General features: G+C 49.6%; 21 protein-coding genes. 3 read left to right on the top strand and 18 right to left on the bottom strand.

Annotated elements, in window-relative coordinates; all coding sequences use genetic code 11:
• Window positions 1-14 precede the first annotated feature (14 nt).
• The 14 genes from lepA to OSH01_RS12895 all read right to left on the bottom strand — a co-directional run bounded on the left by lepA (window position 15) and on the right by OSH01_RS12895 (window position 12,430).
• Window positions 15-1,808 (bottom strand): translation elongation factor 4, encoded by a 1,794-nt coding sequence (gene lepA, locus OSH01_RS12960; RefSeq protein ID WP_266124536.1) that lies wholly within the window; start codon window positions 1,806-1,808, stop codon window positions 15-17.
• A gap of 123 nt (window positions 1,809-1,931) precedes the next feature.
• Complete coding sequence (locus tag OSH01_RS12955; RefSeq protein ID WP_266124535.1) at window positions 1,932-3,434, bottom strand: DegQ family serine endoprotease; 1,503 nt, start codon at window positions 3,432-3,434, stop codon at window positions 1,932-1,934.
• Between the two features lie 23 nt (window positions 3,435-3,457).
• The gene (locus tag OSH01_RS12950) at window positions 3,458-4,480 is read right to left on the bottom strand and encodes a MucB/RseB C-terminal domain-containing protein (RefSeq protein ID WP_266124534.1); all 1,023 of its coding nucleotides are present in this window, start codon (window positions 4,478-4,480) and stop codon (window positions 3,458-3,460) included.
• A complete protein-coding gene (locus tag OSH01_RS12945) occupies window positions 4,477-4,980 on the bottom strand; it encodes a sigma-E factor negative regulatory protein (RefSeq protein WP_266124533.1) in 504 nt (167 codons plus the stop codon). Before OSH01_RS12945 ends, OSH01_RS12950 begins: the two co-directional genes overlap by 4 nt.
• A 12-nt stretch (window positions 4,981-4,992) precedes the next feature.
• A complete protein-coding gene (gene rpoE, locus OSH01_RS12940; protein WP_266124532.1) occupies window positions 4,993-5,595 on the bottom strand; it encodes an RNA polymerase sigma factor RpoE in 603 nt (200 codons plus the stop codon).
• Complete coding sequence (locus OSH01_RS12935) at window positions 5,592-6,038, bottom strand: hypothetical protein (RefSeq protein ID WP_266124531.1); 447 nt, start codon at window positions 6,036-6,038, stop codon at window positions 5,592-5,594. The genes rpoE and OSH01_RS12935 overlap by 4 nt, the downstream gene beginning before the upstream one ends.
• A 10-nt stretch (window positions 6,039-6,048) precedes the next feature.
• Entirely contained in the window at window positions 6,049-7,281 is a 1,233-nt protein-coding gene (gene fabF / locus OSH01_RS12930; RefSeq protein ID WP_266124530.1) for a beta-ketoacyl-ACP synthase II, read from the bottom strand.
• A 127-nt stretch (window positions 7,282-7,408) separates the two neighbouring features.
• Window positions 7,409-7,648, bottom strand: a complete 240-nt coding sequence (gene acpP, locus OSH01_RS12925; protein ID WP_266124529.1) for an acyl carrier protein — start codon at window positions 7,646-7,648, stop codon at window positions 7,409-7,411.
• Between the two features lie 181 nt (window positions 7,649-7,829).
• Window positions 7,830-8,573, bottom strand: a complete 744-nt coding sequence (fabG, locus tag OSH01_RS12920) for a 3-oxoacyl-ACP reductase FabG (RefSeq protein ID WP_266124528.1) — start codon at window positions 8,571-8,573, stop codon at window positions 7,830-7,832.
• Window positions 8,574-9,509 (bottom strand): ACP S-malonyltransferase, encoded by a 936-nt coding sequence (gene fabD, locus OSH01_RS12915; protein ID WP_266124527.1) that lies wholly within the window; start codon window positions 9,507-9,509, stop codon window positions 8,574-8,576.
• 41 nt (window positions 9,510-9,550) lie between these two features.
• A complete protein-coding gene (locus OSH01_RS12910) occupies window positions 9,551-10,528 on the bottom strand; it encodes a beta-ketoacyl-ACP synthase III (protein WP_266124526.1) in 978 nt (325 codons plus the stop codon).
• Between the two features lie 26 nt (window positions 10,529-10,554).
• The gene (gene plsX, locus OSH01_RS12905; protein WP_266124525.1) at window positions 10,555-11,634 is read right to left on the bottom strand and encodes a phosphate acyltransferase PlsX; all 1,080 of its coding nucleotides are present in this window, start codon (window positions 11,632-11,634) and stop codon (window positions 10,555-10,557) included.
• Between the two features lie 42 nt (window positions 11,635-11,676).
• Complete coding sequence (gene rpmF / locus OSH01_RS12900) at window positions 11,677-11,859, bottom strand: 50S ribosomal protein L32 (protein WP_266124524.1); 183 nt, start codon at window positions 11,857-11,859, stop codon at window positions 11,677-11,679.
• Between the two features lie 67 nt (window positions 11,860-11,926).
• A complete protein-coding gene (locus OSH01_RS12895) occupies window positions 11,927-12,430 on the bottom strand; it encodes a YceD family protein (protein WP_266124523.1) in 504 nt (167 codons plus the stop codon).
• Between the two features lie 267 nt (window positions 12,431-12,697).
• Here OSH01_RS12895 and OSH01_RS12890 point away from each other — a divergent pair, with 267 nt between their 5' ends.
• Genes OSH01_RS12890 through OSH01_RS12880 form a run of 3 tightly spaced genes read left to right on the top strand, consistent with a single transcriptional unit; the run spans window position 12,698 to window position 14,847 of the window.
• On the top strand, window positions 12,698-13,285 hold the full coding sequence (locus OSH01_RS12890; RefSeq protein ID WP_266124522.1) for a Maf family nucleotide pyrophosphatase: 588 nt from the start codon (window positions 12,698-12,700) through the stop codon (window positions 13,283-13,285).
• Window positions 13,286-13,300: 15 nt separating this feature from the next.
• Window positions 13,301-14,023, top strand: coding sequence for an SAM-dependent methyltransferase (locus OSH01_RS12885; protein ID WP_266124521.1), 723 nt, complete (start codon window positions 13,301-13,303; stop codon window positions 14,021-14,023).
• Between the two features lie 17 nt (window positions 14,024-14,040).
• Entirely contained in the window at window positions 14,041-14,847 is an 807-nt protein-coding gene (locus OSH01_RS12880; RefSeq protein WP_266124520.1) for an N-acetylmuramoyl-L-alanine amidase, read from the top strand.
• On the opposite strand, the gene OSH01_RS12875 is transcribed toward OSH01_RS12880, so the two are convergent.
• The 4 genes from OSH01_RS12875 to OSH01_RS12860 all read right to left on the bottom strand — a co-directional run bounded on the left by OSH01_RS12875 (window position 14,830) and on the right by OSH01_RS12860 (window position 18,096).
• Window positions 14,830-15,453: a protein-methionine-sulfoxide reductase heme-binding subunit MsrQ gene (locus tag OSH01_RS12875; RefSeq protein ID WP_266124519.1), complete on the bottom strand. Its 624-nt coding sequence runs from the start codon at window positions 15,451-15,453 to the stop codon at window positions 14,830-14,832. The two genes, OSH01_RS12880 and OSH01_RS12875, sit on opposite strands and share 18 nt — an antisense overlap.
• Complete coding sequence (msrP, locus tag OSH01_RS12870) at window positions 15,453-16,400, bottom strand: protein-methionine-sulfoxide reductase catalytic subunit MsrP (protein ID WP_266124518.1); 948 nt, start codon at window positions 16,398-16,400, stop codon at window positions 15,453-15,455. Before msrP ends, OSH01_RS12875 begins: the two co-directional genes overlap by 1 nt.
• A 65-nt stretch (window positions 16,401-16,465) precedes the next feature.
• On the bottom strand, window positions 16,466-17,131 hold the full coding sequence (locus tag OSH01_RS12865) for an HAD-IA family hydrolase (RefSeq protein WP_266124517.1): 666 nt from the start codon (window positions 17,129-17,131) through the stop codon (window positions 16,466-16,468).
• Window positions 17,131-18,096 (bottom strand): RluA family pseudouridine synthase, encoded by a 966-nt coding sequence (locus OSH01_RS12860; RefSeq protein ID WP_376918089.1) that lies wholly within the window; start codon window positions 18,094-18,096, stop codon window positions 17,131-17,133. Before OSH01_RS12860 ends, OSH01_RS12865 begins: the two co-directional genes overlap by 1 nt.
• Between the last annotated feature and the right edge of the window lie 25 nt (window positions 18,097-18,121).

Below are 18,121 nucleotides of genomic sequence, written 5' to 3'. Positions count from 1 at the left end.
TAGGAGTCAACGAATTACTTATCTTCGACCTGCAAAATCGCTAAGAATGCCTCTTGTGGGATCTCTACGTTACCCACTTGTTTCATGCGTTTCTTACCAGCTTTTTGCTTTTCGAGTAATTTTTTCTTACGTGAAATATCGCCACCATAACACTTGGCTAAGACGTTCTTACGTAGCGCTTTTACGTTCTCACGGGCAATAACTTCTGCACCAATGGCGGCTTGAATCGCGATATCAAACATCTGACGTGGAATCAAGGCACGCATTTTTGCGGCAACTTCACGACCGCGGTAACGCGCATTGCTGCGGTGCACGATCATAGACAAGGCATCCACCCGATCACCATTGATCAGAATGTCAACTTTCACTACTTCGGCTGAACGATATTCTTTAAACTCGTAGTCCATTGAGGCATATCCTCGGGACACAGATTTTAGGCGATCAAAAAAATCCAAGACGATTTCTGCCAAAGGCATTTCGTAGCTTAAATTCACCTGCCGTCCATGATACGTCATATTCAATTGCACACCACGCTTGGCGGTGCATAAAGTCATGACAGGCCCTACATAGTCTTGTGGCATTAGCAAAGAAACCACAACTACGGGCTCACGTACATCTTCAATCTGCGCCACTTCCGGCATACGCGATGGACTTTCAATCATGTGTACTTCACCATCGCGCGTCTGCACTTCGTACACTACCGAAGGTGCGGTGGTGATAATGTCCATGTCGAACTCGCGTTCTAAGCGCTCTTGCACAATTTCCATGTGCAATAAACCCAGAAAACCACAGCGAAAGCCAAAGCCCAGCGCCTGCGACACCTCGGGCTCAAACATCAGCGATGAATCGTTCAACTTCAACTTTTCCAACGAGTCACGCAGTTGATCGTACTCGCTGCTCTCGACCGGATACAGCCCCGCAAAAACCTGCGGCTTCACATCTTTAAAACCCTCTAAGGCCTCTGTCGCTGGTTTATTGGCCAATGTAATCGTGTCGCCCACCTTGGCATGCTCTAACTCTTTGATGCCAGAGATCACAAACCCCACCTCGCCCGCCGATAATTCGGTGCGATTCACTGATTTAGGAGTAAACACCCCTATATGCTCAACTAAATGAGTCGCGCGGGTCGCCATCAACAATATTTTATCTTTTGGCCTTAATACACCGTTCATTATCCGTACCAGCATCACTACGCCAACGTAATTATCGAACCATGAGTCGATAATTAGCGCTTGTAATGGCGCATCGACCTCGCCTACTGGAGGAGGAACTCTCGCCACGATGGTTTCAAGAATTTCATCAATTCCTAAGCCTGTTTTAGCACTGGCAGCAATCGCGTCGCTGGCGTCGATACCAATCACGTCCTCAACCTCTTGACGGGCTGAGTCGGGATCTGCAGAAGGCAAATCCATTTTATTAAGCACAGGGATAACCTCTACACCCTGCTCAATGGCGGTATAACAATTAGCCACCGTCTGCGCCTCTACTCCTTGTGAGGCATCCACCACCAACAAGGCCCCTTCACAAGCAGATAAGGAGCGACTGACCTCGTAAGAGAAGTCCACGTGCCCAGGGGTGTCAATCAAATTTAGATTGTAGGTCTTGCCATCCTGCGCCAAATACTGCAACGCTGCAGTTTGCGCTTTAATGGTAATGCCACGTTCTTTTTCGATGTCCATAGAATCCAACACTTGTGTAGACATCTCGCGATCAGCTAAACCACCACAACGCTGAATTAACCGATCTGCGAGCGTGGACTTGCCATGATCAATGTGGGCAATGATAGAAAAGTTGCGGATGTGATCCATAGACCCATAAAAAACAAAAAAGAGGTGATCTCGCTGCATAAACGGTAAGCAGCGACACAAAAAAGGGAGCGCCTCAGGGCGCCCCCTTATGACTAAAGCTATTTTAGCCTTTTTTACAGAGTTTTATTTTGCTGGCGTGATCAAAACCCATTGTGACTGGCCAGAGCGCAATACCAGAACTGCTGCAGGCTTGGACTTATCCAGCCCAGCCACCAGCTTACCATACTGCGCAAGGGTTCCCACATCACTATCGTTGATACGCAAAATTATATCGCCATTTTGCAGACCGACTCCAGAAGCTGGCTCACCTGCTTGCACTACGCGTACGGCACTAGGCACTCCTAAGCGCTTCAACTCTTCGGGAGAGACGGCCTCGACAGAGAGCCCCAAAGCATCCGTTTCACTTGGAGCAGTGTCTTTGGAAGCTGTAGGTGTTGGCTTTGCATCATTAGAAGGCATTTCTTCAACCTGAATTTTGACGTTGACCGCCTTACCTTTGCGCCAAACCTCTGCAGGTGCATTTTCGCCCGGTTTAACACTACCTACTATGCGCGGCAAGTCAGACATTTGGTCAATTTTTTTGCCATCAAACTTCAGTATAACGTCGCCAGCTTGAATACCCGCTTTAGCAGCCGGGCCATTTTCCTCCACGCTACTGACTAACGCGCCTTTGCTGTCAGTCAAACCCAGCGCCTTTGCCACGTCCTCGGCTACAGGCGTAATTTGGACGCCAATACGTCCACGTGTCACACGGCCATGAGCTTTTAACTGCTCTACCACACGCATCGCCTCATCAATAGGAATGGCAAGAGAAATCCCCATAAAGCCACCACTACGCGAAACGATTTGAGAGTTCACCCCTACCACTTCACCACTAAGGTTAATCAACGGACCGCCTGAGTTGCCCGGATTAACTGCTACGTCAGTTTGAATGAACGGCAAATAGTCACCGGTATCACGATTAATCGCACTGACAATACCAGAGGTAACGGTGGACTCTAAACCAAAGGGAGATCCAATCGCCAGTACCCACTGTCCTTTTTTGAGCGTATTAGAGTCTCCAATTTTCAAAGCCGGTAGGTTTTTGGCCTCTATTTTGATTAACGCTACATCGGTGCGCTCATCGGTACCAATAATTTTGGCTGGATACTCTTTACCGTCAGTTAAGGTAACGAAAATGCCATTGGCGTTCGCCACAACGTGGTTATTTGTCAAAATATAACCATCGTCAGAAATAATGAATCCAGAACCGACCCCGCGAGGCACAGTGCGCTCTTGCTGGTCAGGCACACCGGGGGCTTGACCACGCGGACCGCGCGGATCTACTCCCGGGGGAGCAAAGTCGGGACCAAAGAACCAGCGAAACATATCATACGGGTCACCTCCGGGGCCGCCGCTCATGGGGCGACGCACCGGTACGGACTCGGTAGTGCGTATATTAACCACACCACTTTCGGTGCGTTCCACCACTTTGGTAAAGTCGGGCAAGCCAACCTCAGCGGCAATTGCTGCTACATCTTGTGCCAATGCTGTTTGGGCGGGTGCTACTAAAGACAACATTACTCCCGTCGTCGTCGCAGCTAATGCTTTGATCAAACTTTTGTAGATCACGTTTTTATTCTCCATCGAGAACTCCTGTCTTATTTGCTTCAATGAGCGCGTAACTGCGGTACAAATTCCGTTTTTTCAGCTAAGGAACGTAAGGTCGCCATCGGTACTTCGCCTGTGGTAGTTAATAGGTAATCCCCTTTACGCAGACGAAACATATTCATTGCTCCACGATGGTAAGCACCCTCGATATTAGCCACTTCTTCATCCAAATCGCGCACAGCTTCTAAAAACACTGATATTGCCGACAAACCATCACCAATCACCATATGGGTGGCCTGACGACCAGCACGCATAGAACGCCTTACCTCACTAATCCCTTTGAACCCCGGAGGCATCGCTATATGCCAACCCATTTCGAGCAAATTGACATCGATTAGTTCGGGCTCTACTACTTTCCAATTTGAGGCCTTCCATGGCGAATGCAAGTCCTGCAAATTAACCTGTTCACCAAAATTAACAGAAGCGAAAGTAACCTGATCAATAATGTGCTGTTGAGCGCCTATAGTTTCTAGGCGCAGCAAAAGCTTATTATGTTTATCGGCGCAAAGCCGATAGCCGTAACGCCATTCGTCTTTGGGCTGCAACTCCAGCACATCACAATCACGCCCCGCCACACGATCTGTGCGTCCGGTTTGCTGTAGACGGTAATATTGCTCGACCTCTTGCGTGGGGCCCGAGAAAAAGGCGGGAAAACGCTCACTAGAGCGTCGTTCAATAATAATTAACTCTTGATCAGGTACTAGGCATTGTGTGACATCGTTTTGACGCAAAAACTCCCTAGGTGAACCGTCAAGAATCTCTAAGCGTTCGCGTTCGCCGGTACCATCAATGACATGGATCAAGCGCATAGCTTGGCTATTGCTACCCTGAGAATAAACAATTACCCCAGAGTAGTCTAAGTTCTTAGCAGCATCGTTAATGTCTTGCAAAATGGGTAAGGCCAAAGGCTCTGCCTGCTCTTGGGCGGATACCAAGCTAGCGCCAAAAAGACAAAATGCAGACACTAAGACAGCGGCGTAATGCTTACGTTTCTTTCCTGCACCTAAACGCGTAACCGTCATTGCCCCGCCACCCCACTGTCAAATGCCAACTGCCGAATAGGATTGCTCCCGACAAGATCTCGGTGGGCATCTATGTAATCGTGCCAGACACGATCATCTTGAGCACTTGCCACCAAGGTGCTACCGGCCTCCCCTAGCGCGCCTTCGAACATTTGCGGCATCGTCCCCCACAAAACAGCCAACATCGCCGCTGAGGCAGCGACGACTGACAGCGTGTAACGGCGTGCACGACCGGCCATGTGGGCAGGAACAAGTAGCGTAGGTTCATCATCAATGGCTTTTGACAAGCGTGCATAAAAACGCTCTGAGGGCTTAATCGCTAAGCCTTCAGTGCGCATAACATCACCAATTAAATGATAGGTATCCCATACCTGCCTGCCGTAAGGAGAATCCAAGTCTTCGGTGCGAATTTCAGCCTCACCGTCTACCCACGTTGACACAGCTAGCTCCCAAGAGCTGAGTTGTTCGTCTTGTTCCTGAGGTTTACTTAGCGCTTGCATGCCATAATCTCCTTACCAACGCCGCTCAAGGTCTTCATTTTCAAGAATGGGACGTAGCCGCGTTGCAATCGCATCCCTTGCTCTAAATATGCGGGAACGTACGGTTCCGATAGGACAGTCCATACTTTCAGCAATTTCTTCATAACTCATGCCTTCAATCTCCCGCAATACAATTGCCGTGCGCAATTCCTCTGGTAGGGCTGCAATAGCCTGATTTACCGTTTCCGCAATTTGTCGACTCACCATGACCGACTCGGGAGTACTTATATCACTTAGGCTATCAACTTGATCAAAAGTTTCACCTTCTTCATTCTCGACTGTATGGGCGGCATACGGCCGACGTCCAGCAGCCGCTTGCCAGTTGCGCGCAGTATTTATAGCAATTCGATACAGCCAGGTATAAAAAGCACTATCACCACGGAATTGTCCTAAAGCGCGGTAGGCTTTAATGAACGTTTCCTGCGCAACATCTTCAACATCTGCCGGATCACGTACCATACGACCTAACAGACGCATGATTTTGCGTTGATACTTCAACACCAGCAGATCAAAAGCTCGCTTATCGCCACGCTGAACACGTGCAACCAGTTCTGCATCGGTCTCGCGTTCACTCATATAGCATCCTTTTCAATAGCCCGAGCCCGCATTGACAGGCTTTGTAATTGCAGTTTCAGACTACGCCAGCCATGCTCACCTAATAGATAACGCCAAAATACAAGATGACGCTTTCCTTGCGGCGTGAGCAGTCTCATATAAATCCAGCCTGGCCCCACGTGCACTTTATTGATAAGCGCTACTTGCGGAGCTTCAGGACACTCTGCCACCCAGTATATCCCCTCTGTACAGGATAACGTTACTGAACAAAAAAAGGGGATTCGTTCCAAACTATAGAGCAAGACCGAGGCGAGCAAGAGGCCTAAAAACAACCCGTACCAAGATACGTTTCGTTGCCAAAATAACCAAAGCAACCCAAAAACAGCTAAAACAGACAACAAAAAACCCAGCCAACTTAGCAATCTGGAAGGACTGCTATGCCAAGACTGGGCTGGTTTGTTCATGGAAAAATGCTTAACGAAGACGTTTTACCACCATAGAACCATTTGTACCACCAAAACCAAACGAGTTGGACAACGCAGCCTCAATCGTTAAGTCTCGTGCCTGATTAGCACAATAATCAAGATCACACTCTGGATCCTGATTAAAGATATTAATAGTTGGCGGAGAAATTTGATTATAAACCGCTAGTGTGGTGAAGACGGCCTCGATTCCACCTGCCGCACCGAGCAAGTGCCCCGTCATAGACTTGGTTGAGTTGACCACCAGCTTATAGGCATGCTCGCCAAAGGCAAGCTTCAACGCCTCAGACTCATTCACGTCCCCCAACGGAGTGGATGTTCCATGTGCGTTAACGTACTGGATATCTTCGGGATTTAAACCACCATTACGCAAGGCATGATGTATGCCTCGACGCGGACCGTCACGGTCTGGCGAGGTGATGTGATGAGCGTCTGAGCTCATACCATACCCACCGAACTCACCGTATATGCGAGCACCGCGCTTTTTAGCATGCTCATATTCTTCGAGCACCAGCACGCCTGCACCCTCACCCAGCACAAACCCGTCACGCTCTGTGTCCCAAGGACGAGAAGCCGTAGTTGGGTCATCATTACGCGTTGATAAAGCGCGCATGGCAGCAAAACCGCCTATACCAAGCGGGGAGACTGTAGACTCGGCACCACCCGCAATCATCACATCAGCATCGCCATACTCAATTAATCGAGCAGCGTCACCAATTGAGTGCAAGCCAGTGGTACATGCAGAAACCACTGCATAGCTAGGTCCTTTGAGGCCAAGATTAATCGACAAATGACCCGAGATCAGGTTGATTAATGAGCCTGGAACAAAGAACGGGGAAATCCGTCTGGCACCACGCTCAAGATAATCTTTCTGGGTATCCTCAATACGTGGCAAACCACCAATACCGGACCCCACAATGACGCCAATACGATCGGCGTTTTCCTCAGTGACGTCTAAACCTGCATCTTTCCAAGCTTGAATACCTGCAGCCAAACCATAATGGATGAACGTATCCATTTGCTTAGCTTCTTTGCCACTGATGTATTGGGTAACGTCAAAGCCTTTAACCTCACCCGCTATCTGGGCGCTAAGGGCAGACGCATCAAAACGGGTAATACTCCCGATTCCAGAACGCCCATTGACGATGTTATCCCACGCTGTAGGAATATCGTTGCCAACCGGGGAAACAATACCCAGGCCAGTAATCACGACACGTCGTTTCACGGATGACTCCTAAACACAAAAAAAGCGGCCCTGAGAGAATGACAACGCCTAGGCCTAAGCTTTTGGACGCAGTCATTCACTGGAAACCGCCTCTGAGCGGGGCTCAAGCCCACACCCTGGATTGAACTTACTGCTTGCTGTTGGAGTTAATGTACTCTACAGCTTGCTGGACCGTCGTGATTTTCTCAGCTTCCTCGTCGGGGATCTCAGTTTCGAATTCGTCTTCGAGCGCCATCACGAGCTCGACCATGTCGAGCGAATCGGCACCGAGGTCGTCGAGAAAAGAAGATTCGTTTTTGATCTCGGCTTCGTTAACGCCAAGTTGTTCAGCGACGATCTTCTTGACGCGCTGTTCGATGCTTTCCATGCAGATTCTCCAAGTTGCGGAATAATTCCCGCGAAATATCGGTCAATCAAAACAAAAATTTGATGAACCATGACTAAAAACAGCATGCTTGATGAGGATTAATCTTCAAGAGCGTTCAATCCCTACCAATCAGCCCCACTAATTTCGTAATTTTACCTGATCTCGGCTTATAGCCAAGTACTTACATGTACATTCCACCATTTACATGGATAGTATTACCCGTAATATACTCTGCTTGCGGCCCAGCCAAAAAGGCTACGGCATTCGCAACGTCTTGGGCAGCGCCTAGGCGTCCCAAAGGAATTTGTGCCAACAAGGCCGTAGTTTGGCTTTCACTCAAAGCACGAGTCATGTCAGTGTCAATAAAACCAGGCGCTACGCAGTTTACCGTAATATTACGACTACCGAGCTCACGCGCCAAGGCTCGACTCATACCCGCTACCCCAGCTTTAGCTGCAGCATAGTTACTTTGTCCGGGGTTACCGCTTTCGCCCACGACGGAAGTGATATTAATAATACGCCCCCAACGAGCCTTCATCATGGGGCGTACAACCGCACGAGACAACCTAAACACAGCACTAAGATTCGTCTCAATAACACTGTCCCAGTCTTCGTCTTTTAAACGCATAAGCAGATTATCACGCGTAATACCGGCATTATTGACCAAAATATGAGGCCCGCCGTTATCACCTGCGAGTTCTTGCACCAGCGCCTCGCAAGCTTGTGCATCATCCACGTTTAGCACCGCACCATGGCTGCCCTGCTGGTTTAAACGTGCTGAAATCGCCTGAGCACCACTTTCGGACGTGGCGGTACCGATGACTTTAGCGCCGCGAGCCATGAGTTCTAGAGCAATCGCTTGCCCGATGCCGCGCGATGCGCCCGTTACCAATGCGGTTTTCCCGCTTAGACTTAAATCTTGCATTTAGGCAACCCTTAAGGTGTCCAGCGCTACCTGCATAGAAGCCGGATCAGTAATTGAAATAGCAGTGAGTTCACGATCTATACGTTTGATAAGACCACTTAACACTTTACCTGGACCACATTCTACGACGTGTGTCACGCCTTGTGCCTTCATCGCTTGTATGGTTTCTACCCAACGCACTGCATGCCACGCTTGTCTCACTAAGGCCGCCTTGATCTCGTCAGGCTGTGCAGGGCTTAGCACATCCACATTATTGATTACCGGAATAGTAGGATTTTGCAGGACAATTTTAGCTAGCGCATGTTGCAACACTGTGGCGGCCGGCTTTAATAGGCTGGAATGGAACGGCGCCGATACTGCCAGTACCAAGGCGCGCTTAGCGCCCGCCTCTTTAGCTAACTGGCAAGCTCGATTAACTGCATCCACATCACCGGCAATAACCACTTGCTCGGGAGCGTTAAAATTTACCGCCTCTACTGTCTGTCCTTGTGCGGCTTGCACACACACATCACGCACTTGGTCATCAGACAGCCCCAATATGGCAGCCATAGTACCCTGCCCTACGGGAACCGCTGCTTGCATGGCATCAGCGCGTACACGCACCAAAGGTACTGCATCGTCAAGAGACAATGCACCCGCTGCCGTAAGAGCCGAGTACTCACCCAAGCTATGACCTGCCATTAAAGCAGGTTGCTGCCCTCCGGCGGCAAGCCAAGCGCGATACATCGCCACTGAGGCCGTTAGCATCACCGGCTGGGTGTTGGTCGTCAAATTTAATTCTTCCGCTGGCCCTTGAGTCATCAAGGTAGCGAGATCCTGTCCTAAAGCAGAACTTGCCTGAGCGACTGTGTCACGTACTGCTGCTACATCAGCCCACGCATCGAGCATGCCTACCGACTGCGAACCCTGTCCGGGAAAGACAAACGCAATTTTCATCTGAAATTCTCGTATGAAATGAAGGTGCAAACCACTACGCTTTAGCTGCGTACTAGTATTGAACCCCAAGTAAAACCACCACCAACACCTTGCAACAGGGTCAGATCGCCTGCCTTGATACGCCCGTCTCGGCGCGCCACGTTTAACGCTAAAGGCACACTAGCTGCGGACGTGTTGGCGTGTTGATCTAGGGTAATGACCACTTTTTCGGAGGCCACGCCTAGCTTGCGACTCAGGAAATTCAATATACGCACATTGGCTTGATGAGGCACCATCCAATCGATGTCGCTCAGCTGCACTCCTGCTTGTTCACAGACTTGATGCGCCGAGGCTGCCAGAGATGTCACCGCCAGTTTAAAGACGGCCTGACCATCCATGCGCAAGAACGGATCCCCTACTACCTGGCCGTGCGACACATTACCTTTAGCACATAAAATTCCCATCTGACTGCCATCAGCATTAAGTTGTGCCGCTAATATACCCGGTTCGGACTCAGCACTTAACACCACCGCGCCTGCGCCATCACCGAACAAGACACAGGTAGCACGATCAGACCAGTCAAGAATGCTGGAAAACACTTCCGCACCAATCACTAACGCTTTTTTTGCTCGACCTGCTCGCACCATGGCGTCTGCTGTGCTTAAGGCATACACAAAACCACTGCACACAGCCTGCACATCAAATGCAGCAGCACCCACATTACCTAACTGCGCCTGTACTAAGCAGGCCGTACTGGGGAACACATAATCTGGCGTAGAGGTTGCGACGATAATCAGGTCTAGATCTTGGGCCGACACTCCAGCATCTTCCAGCGCTTGCTGAGCGGCCTGAGTGGCCAAGGTACTAGTTTTTACCCCCTCGGCTGCCAAATGACGCTGGCGTATACCTGTACGCTCAACGATCCATTGGTCAGAGGTTTCTATGCCTCGCTGAGCCAACTCTGCAGCCAGCTCATCATTGCTTACTACCCGAGGAGGCAAATAGCCGCCTGTCCCGACAATTTTGGCAAATATCGACATTTTTCTTATTCCAATTGACGCGTATCTCAGGAGCCAGACTCAGACTGAGGCTTACTATCGTTTTCTTGTAGGGCGGCCTCGCGCAGGCTAGCCCGCAGATGATCGATGGCTCGCGTTGTCCCTTCTAACAAACCGTTTTGTACTGCACCTCGAGCGCGTTGCAAAGCGTAGCCAAAAGCATACGCGTCTGCCGAGCCATGGCTTTTAATGACTATACCGCGCAAACCTAAAAGAGCGGCACCATTATGCCTACGGTTATCGACTCGGTCACGAAAGCGATTCAGTATAGGCTTGGCCACCAGACCCGCCGCCATGCTCAAGGCGTCACGAGTGAACTCATCACGCATCATGTTAGCGATCATTTTGGCCAGTCCTTCCATAGACTTAAGCACCACATTACCGACAAAACCATCACACACCACCACGTTAACGGTGCCCTTACAAATATCGTCGCCCTCTACGTTGCCGTAAAAGTTCAATCCGCTATTGCGTAATAGTTCGGCCGCTTGTTTTACCGTTTCGTTCCCTTTAATGAGTTCTTCACCAATATTAAGTAAACCTACAGTAGGCCTTTCAATACGATCGACGATTCCCGCTAAGGCACTTCCCATTATGGCAAACTGCAATAAGTGCTCAGCTGTACAGTCCACGTTCGCCCCTAAATCGAGCATCGTGGTCGCCCCGCCCTTTTGGTTAGGGATAGAGGTCGCAATAGCCGGACGGTCGATACCATCTAGGGTTTTCAACACATAGCGGGTAATCGCCATCCATGCGCCCGTGTTTCCGGCAGACACGCAGGCATCCGCCACGCCATCTTTGACGGCTTGAGCTGCAACGCGCATGGATGAGTCTTTTTTACGACGCAATGCCACCTCCACCGAGTCGGCCATGGTGACCACCTCGGAGGCATGCAGGATTTCATACCAGGAAGCATCGATACTGCCGTGCGCACGCAAAGCCTGAGCGATAGCCTGAGCGTCGCCCACCAGCAAACAGCGCACATCTGGAAACTGCTTAGCGAAAAGCAGCGCTGCAGGAACGGTGACCGGCAAGCCGACATCCCCGCCCATACAGTCGATGGCAATACGTATTTTTTGTTGTGACATCAAGCATGCAACCTATGTTGCTTGCATAAACAAAGTAGGCGATTATTCGTCGTTCTTTGTTTTCAGCACTTTACGACCACGATAAACGCCTTCTGGGCTGATGTGGTGACGCAGATGACGCTCACCAGTAGTTGGTTCTACTGCTGTGAACGTGGCAACCAGAGCGTCGTGCGAACGACGCATACCGCGACGAGAAGGACTCTTTTTGTTCTGCTGAACGGCCATGATGACTCCTGTGTAAGACTCCTCAATATGAGGCAGCCTAAATAATTAAGTAAATACTAATAAATAATCAAGACTTCTTAAGCTCACCTAGTACTGCAAAAGGTGACGGCCTAGACTCCGGCATGGGCTCTCCGGTGGAAAGCTCAAGGGTGTCTGGACAGACATCATGCATAGGCACATACGGTATGCTCAAGATGAGCTCGTCTTCCACCAGACCCAGAGCGTCCAGCCGACCGTTACAAAGTATTCGATCTGGACCATCTGCGTCGCCATCATCCTCTAGTTGGGCTTCGTCTGTAACCACTTCCACCATATTGGAAATATCTACAGGCCAAACAAAAGGCTTCATACAACGCTGGCACTCCAGCACGACCGACCCCTGAGCACGTACCTCAAGCACACGTCGATTAACGTGATCTATGCTGGCAGAAAGCGACCATTGAATCGCTGAATCTCCCTGCGCAGGAAAATCTTGAACCAAACGCGTGAGCTCGCCACTCAAAACCTGACCTTCGACGAACTGAGGGCCGCCGGACAAGTTTAACGTGTCGATATACTGTTTCGTAGTCATGGAAAACTTAAGCTGCCTATTTAATTGTTAATGCTTCAAATTAGCAAGAACCGTAAACCAAAAGAAAAAACCAAAAAACTTAAAACATACAACTTTAAGCTTTCTAGATAACCTCTTTATTTCTTTAAAGCGTACACCTTTCAAGCCATCTGTCTTTCAGTAACAAAACACCAAGGCTGCCAACGATCATTCCAGTAATGAAGAAAACATTAGATAATAACGTGTCTGGAACAAGCCAGTCAAACAACATAGGCCAATTTTACAAGCATGCGTCTCATACTAGCATCAGGTTCACGTTATCGCCGTGACATGTTAACCCGTTTACGCCTTCCTTTCACCTGCGTATCCCCAGATATCGACGAAAGCCCCCAACCGGGCGAGGCCCCGCACGCTATGGCCTTACGACTGGCCGAAGAAAAAGCGAAAAAAATCATATCCTTACACCCGGACAGCGTAGTCATAGGCTCAGATCAAGTCGCCACCTATGCTGGGCATATTATAGGTAAACCAGGCAATCACTCGGCAGCTGTAGCGCAACTACAAGCCCTAAGCGGGCAGGAGGTTGAGTTTCATAGCGCCATTTGTGTCATGAATACCACAACCACCTTGCGCGATGATGTTGTTACTTATTGTCATTTCCATGAATTAAGCCTGGCTGAAATTGAATATTACCTACATTGTGAGCAAGCCTATGACACTGCTGGCAGCGCCAAGGCAGAAAGTTTAGGTATTGCGCTCATGCAAAGCATGCGATCTGACGACCCCACCGCCATAATTGGTCTACCTTTAATTAGCTTATGCAACATGCTGCGCCAACTGGGCATTAACCCTCTGCAACCTAGTCTTGCCTCTTAAGCTCCTGGAGTTCCCATGTCATCCAAAGGCACTTTACACCTTATTCCGGTATCGCTCAGCCCTGTTAGTAGCACATTTTGGCTACCCCACTCGGTACAACAGCTGGCGGCGGGCTTAACCACCTACATTGCTGAAAACGCTAAAACAGCTCGGGCTTTTTTGAAGCAAATAGAAACTGCGCATCCACTGCAAGACATAACCATTCACACCCTCGACAAGCGTGGCACGCCAGACACAGAGCTACGTAGCTGGTTACAAACCGCCCTCAACGGGGAGGATATAGGCTTAGTATCTGAAGCCGGCTGCCCAGCTGTCGCTGACCCAGGTTCCATTGCAGTAGCTATGGCGCACCAACTAGGTATTCCTGTAAAGCCTCACGTGGGGCCATCATCGATTTTACTCAGCCTGATGGCAAGCGGCTTAGAGGGGCAGCAATTTACCTTTCATGGCTATGCTCCTGTCGAGAGCGGCGCTCGCAGCAAACAGTTAAAAGCCTGGGAGCTGCAATCGAAACAACTCAAACAAACACAGATTCTAATAGAAACCCCCTACCGCAACCCTGGCATGTATACCGCACTGTGCCAACAACTTCATCCTGACACCCGTTTATGCATAGCACGCGATTTAACGGGCGCACAAGAGTGGATACGCACTCAAACTATCCAAAAATGGCGTCAAGCGAGCCCCCCTGCGCTGGACAAAGTACCTTGCATCTTCTTGTTTTTAGCTAAGGCTTAAGCGCTTAAGGTTATTTTATGTGGTTCAGTCATATAGAAACGATGCGCCCACTGTGGCGTGGTGTAGGCTTAGCTGCCTGTCTGCTGGCAGCCGCCTGCAGTCAAACGACGCCTCGCTTACAGATACTGGACACCCATGAAGCAGTAGCACAAAGTAGCCGCGTCCGATATATCGTTATTCATTACACCGCTAGCCCCTACCCCCGCGCACTGCGAACCCTAACCGGTGACAAAGTGAGTGCTCATTACCTCATTACCGACCACTCACCACCCTTAGTCTATAGATTAGTGGATGAAAATCGTCGTGCTTGGCATGCGGGGGCTTCCTCTTGGTATGGTAATACAGATATTAATACGGGCTCCATAGGCATAGAAATCGTGAATCGGGGCCCAATAGGCCCAGGACAATGGGATCCCTATAGCCAACAACAAATCGAAGTTAGCCGTCAATTACTCCAAACATTGACGGCTAAACATGGGGTACTTCCCCAAAATATTATTGGCCATAGTGATATAGCCCCCCAGCGAAAAGTAGACCCTGGCCCACTTTTTCCGTGGGCGATACTGGCCGACGCAGGTTTGGGGCGTTGGTACGATGAGGAAATGGCGCAATCACTGAAGGCCCACTATAAAAACGAGCCACTTCCTAGCGCATCCACGATACAACAGCTACTTGCCCAAGCGGGATATGAGGTCACGAATAGCGGCCAATTTGACTCTGCCACGCAGAATGTCATCCGAGCCTTTCAGATGCATTATCGTCCAGCCTTATACGACGGCGTGATGGACGCTGAAACATTCGCTATTTTACTCTCGTTGCGCTGAGGCATGACGCTGCCAGCGCCACCAAATCCGCATACCAAACAACACCGCCAACACGGCGGAGTAGATCCAGACATCTAAGAAATTATTTTTACCTAAACGCATCAAATAAAAATGCAATAAAGCTAAGATAGCCGCCAGATACACTAGTCGATGTAGGCGTTGCCAATTTCGTCCCAAGCGACGCATCCAGCCATGGGTGGAGGTTATCCCCAGCAGCAGCATGAACAATAACGCTACGGCACCAACGGTTACAAAAGGTCGCTGGATTAGGTCTTGCCACATTAACAACAGGGATAAATCCTGCTCCCAAAGGGACCAAGCAACGGTGTGCAACAGACCATAAAACAAGCTAAACAAACCAGCCATACGACGCAAGCGTATCAGTGCTGACTGTCCTGTCAAATGCCTTAATGGCGTAATGCTTAAACTAAGGAACAACAATACCAAGCACCATACGCCACTAGAACGAATGAGGAATTCGGGCGGATTTGCTGTTAAGTTATCGGTCCACGCCAGATAAAACCAGCGCCATACGGGATATAAGCAAACAATAAAAAAACCACACTTCAAGCGCTTTAAGGCGGTGCCTCCCAAAGGCGTGGCCATTAGTAATACCGCCGCAAGTCCATACTGCTGTACATATGAGCGACATCCTCTGCATAACCATTAAAAGGTAAAGTAGCTTGGCGCGCAGCAAAAATACCCGAGCCTATTTTGCGCTCACTTGCTTGGCTCCAACGAGGGTGCGCCACATCGGGGTTCACGTTAGCAAAAAAACCGTACTCTTGTGGCGCTACTGCCATCCAACTGGAGACAGGCTGCTCTTCTACAAAGCTAATCCGCACCAATGACTTCGCCGATTTGAAACCGTACTTCCAAGGCACCATTAAACGCAAAGGAGCACCATTTTGATTAGGCAACTCTTTACCGTATAAACCCAACACCAGCATAGTCAAAGGGTGCATGGCCTCGTCGATACGTAAGCCTTCCGCATAGGGCCACTGCAGAACTCGCGACTGCAAGCCCCGCATACTTGCATGATCGGCCACCGTTTCAAAGCGTACATATTTTGCTTTTGAGGTAGGCTGTACCTGACGGAGTAAGACCGACAGCGAAAAGCCCACCCATGGGACCACCATTGACCATGCCTCAACACAACGGAGACGATAAATGCGCTCTTCCAGGGGAGCCAGTTTACGTATTTGCTCAATATCCAGCTCAAGCGGACGCTCAACCTCGCCATCGATACGCACCACCCATGGATCAGTACGCATTGAACCAGCATAAAGAGCCGGATCTTCTTTGCCTAAGCCGAACTCATAAAAATTATTGTAATTAACGATATGTTTTTCGGCCGTAGGTGGCTCATCGATAGGCCAGCGGGTGTTTTCTTCTACCGACCAGCTACGCTCTTGCCCCCAGGCTTGGTATGGCGCAGCCATACTTATTAAGCCCAAAGCTACTGCCTGCTGCACATAACGACGCCGTGCCAGCCATACTGACTCCGAGGTAATGTCCGATGGCAGCACCGGCTTGGATTTGAATTTGTACATGCTCGTCCTTTATGTCCGCATTGCCGGTCGTAAAAATTATTTGGAGCAAGCACAAGAAAAAAAGTTCAGCGCCCTAATACACGCCCCAATATCCAATGACGCATCTCACCGACCGAGTGCACCAGAACAGTGGGAGAGGCCTGCTCCAACGTAGATAAATCGTGAGCACCATAGGTCACTGCCAAACTATCCATATTTGCACGTTTGGCCATCTCTATGTCGTGAGCGGTGTCACCCACCATCAAGACCTGCTCAGGGTCCAAATTCAGCTCAAATAAAATTTGATGCAACATTTCAGGATCAGGTTTACTGCGAGTCTCATCTGCGCAGCGGGTGCTATCAAAAAGATGACTCAAAGATGACTGCTGCAAGACCCGATTCAACCCTTCCCGACTTTTCCCCGTAGCCACTGCTAGCAAAGCACCTTGCTGCTTTAGCTCACCCAATAAAGGCAGTATTCCATCGAACAGTTTCAAATGCGGATCACGCTGAAAGTAATGAAAGCGGTAACGCTGAATAAATAACGGCATGCGCTCAGCATCTAAATCAGGCACAGCACGGTATAGCGCACTTTCTAAGGACAAACCTATTACCCAGCTAGCCTGTTCCAAAGAAGGCACAGCCAAACCTATATCGGCCGCCGCCAACTGAATCGCCGTAGCAATAGAATGGGTGGAGTCCATCACCGTTCCGTCCCAATCAAACACCACTGCGGAATAAGCTTTACTCACTACTTTTGCTCCAAAACGTCAAGAATTTGTTGACACTCTAGCGGTAAAGGGGCTTGCAGCACGAGCCACTCACCACTAATCGGATGGGGAAACTCCAAACGCTCTGCATGCAAAAACATACGTTTAAAGCCTAAGCGCACAAACTGAGCCCGTACCTGATCATCACCGTATTTATCGTCCCCAACAATAGGGAACCCCGAATGCGCTAAATGCACCCGTATTTGGTGAGTACGCCCAGTTTTCAGTTCTGCTTGCAATAAGCTGTAATGGCCATATCGGCGCTGCAAATTAATAATGGTGTGCGCCAGCTTACCTTCCTCATCAACGCGCACCCTACGCTCTCCTTCTGCCGTCAACCAGCGTAACAATGGCAGTCGAATATGCTGCCTATCGTTCACCCAGTCTCCTTGCACAAGTGCCACATAAAACTTGCGCGCAGTAATAAGCCTAAACATATCGTGTAAAGCCAATAAAGCGCTACGCTTTTTTGCAATAATTAACAAACCAGAAGTATCCCGATCAAGCCTATGCGCTAGCTCCAGCATACGCTCATGCGGACGCGCCGCGCGCATTTGCTCAATCACTCCAAAGGACACGCCGCTACCACCATGCACAGCCACTCCTGCAGGCTTATTAATCACCACAATGGCATCATCCTCGAACACCACAGGAAAAACAGTGGGCGGCACCCATTGCTCTGGCTTTTGTTCGGGTAGGCGCATAGGAGGAATGCGCACGAGGTCTCCTAACTCCAATCGGTAGTCGTTGCTTATACGGCCTTTATTGACGCGCACTTGCCCGTCTCGGATGGCTTTATAAATGTGGCTTTTTGGCACGCCCTTACATTCGCGCAACAAAAAATTGTCGATGCGCTGGCCGGCATGGGCCTCCTCTATTTCAATTATTCGAACAGTCACAGCAGGCTTAGTTAAATCTAATGGTTTGCGCATAACAAAAACAGGCATATAATCGCTTCAGCCTATGAAAGCT

This window comes from Alcaligenes endophyticus (assembly GCF_026344035.1).
GTDB lineage: Bacteria > Pseudomonadota > Gammaproteobacteria > Burkholderiales > Burkholderiaceae_B > Alcaligenes > Alcaligenes endophyticus.
This window is presented reverse-complemented; position numbering and strand designations above follow the sequence as displayed.

Bases quoted from the DNA above. Each gene is read 5' to 3' on its own strand.
- lepA (WP_266124536.1), bottom strand. From the start codon at position 1,808: ATGGATCACATCCGCAACTTTTCTATCATTGCCCACATTGATCATGGC.
- OSH01_RS12955 (WP_266124535.1), bottom strand. From the start codon at position 3,434: ATGGAGAATAAAAACGTGATCTACAAAAGTTTGATCAAAGCATTAGCT.
- OSH01_RS12950 (WP_266124534.1), bottom strand. From the start codon at position 4,480: ATGACGGTTACGCGTTTAGGTGCAGGAAAGAAACGTAAGCATTACGCC.
- OSH01_RS12945 (WP_266124533.1), bottom strand. From the start codon at position 4,980: ATGCAAGCGCTAAGTAAACCTCAGGAACAAGACGAACAACTCAGCTCT.
- rpoE (WP_266124532.1), bottom strand. From the start codon at position 5,595: ATGAGTGAACGCGAGACCGATGCAGAACTGGTTGCACGTGTTCAGCGT.
- OSH01_RS12935 (WP_266124531.1), bottom strand. From the start codon at position 6,038: ATGAACAAACCAGCCCAGTCTTGGCATAGCAGTCCTTCCAGATTGCTA.
- acpP (WP_266124529.1), bottom strand. From the start codon at position 7,648: ATGGAAAGCATCGAACAGCGCGTCAAGAAGATCGTCGCTGAACAACTT.
- fabG (WP_266124528.1), bottom strand. From the start codon at position 8,573: ATGCAAGATTTAAGTCTAAGCGGGAAAACCGCATTGGTAACGGGCGCA.
- fabD (WP_266124527.1), bottom strand. From the start codon at position 9,509: ATGAAAATTGCGTTTGTCTTTCCCGGACAGGGTTCGCAGTCGGTAGGC.
- OSH01_RS12910 (WP_266124526.1), bottom strand. From the start codon at position 10,528: ATGTCGATATTTGCCAAAATTGTCGGGACAGGCGGCTATTTGCCTCCT.
- plsX (WP_266124525.1), bottom strand. From the start codon at position 11,634: ATGTCACAACAAAAAATACGTATTGCCATCGACTGTATGGGCGGGGAT.
- rpmF (WP_266124524.1), bottom strand. From the start codon at position 11,859: ATGGCCGTTCAGCAGAACAAAAAGAGTCCTTCTCGTCGCGGTATGCGT.
- OSH01_RS12895 (WP_266124523.1), bottom strand. From the start codon at position 12,430: ATGACTACGAAACAGTATATCGACACGTTAAACTTGTCCGGCGGCCCT.
- OSH01_RS12890 (WP_266124522.1), top strand. From the start codon at position 12,698: ATGCGTCTCATACTAGCATCAGGTTCACGTTATCGCCGTGACATGTTA.
- OSH01_RS12885 (WP_266124521.1), top strand. From the start codon at position 13,301: ATGTCATCCAAAGGCACTTTACACCTTATTCCGGTATCGCTCAGCCCT.
- OSH01_RS12880 (WP_266124520.1), top strand. From the start codon at position 14,041: ATGTGGTTCAGTCATATAGAAACGATGCGCCCACTGTGGCGTGGTGTA.
- OSH01_RS12875 (WP_266124519.1), bottom strand. From the start codon at position 15,453: ATGGCCACGCCTTTGGGAGGCACCGCCTTAAAGCGCTTGAAGTGTGGT.
- msrP (WP_266124518.1), bottom strand. From the start codon at position 16,400: ATGTACAAATTCAAATCCAAGCCGGTGCTGCCATCGGACATTACCTCG.
- OSH01_RS12860 (WP_376918089.1), bottom strand. From the start codon at position 18,096: ATGCCTGTTTTTGTTATGCGCAAACCATTAGATTTAACTAAGCCTGCT.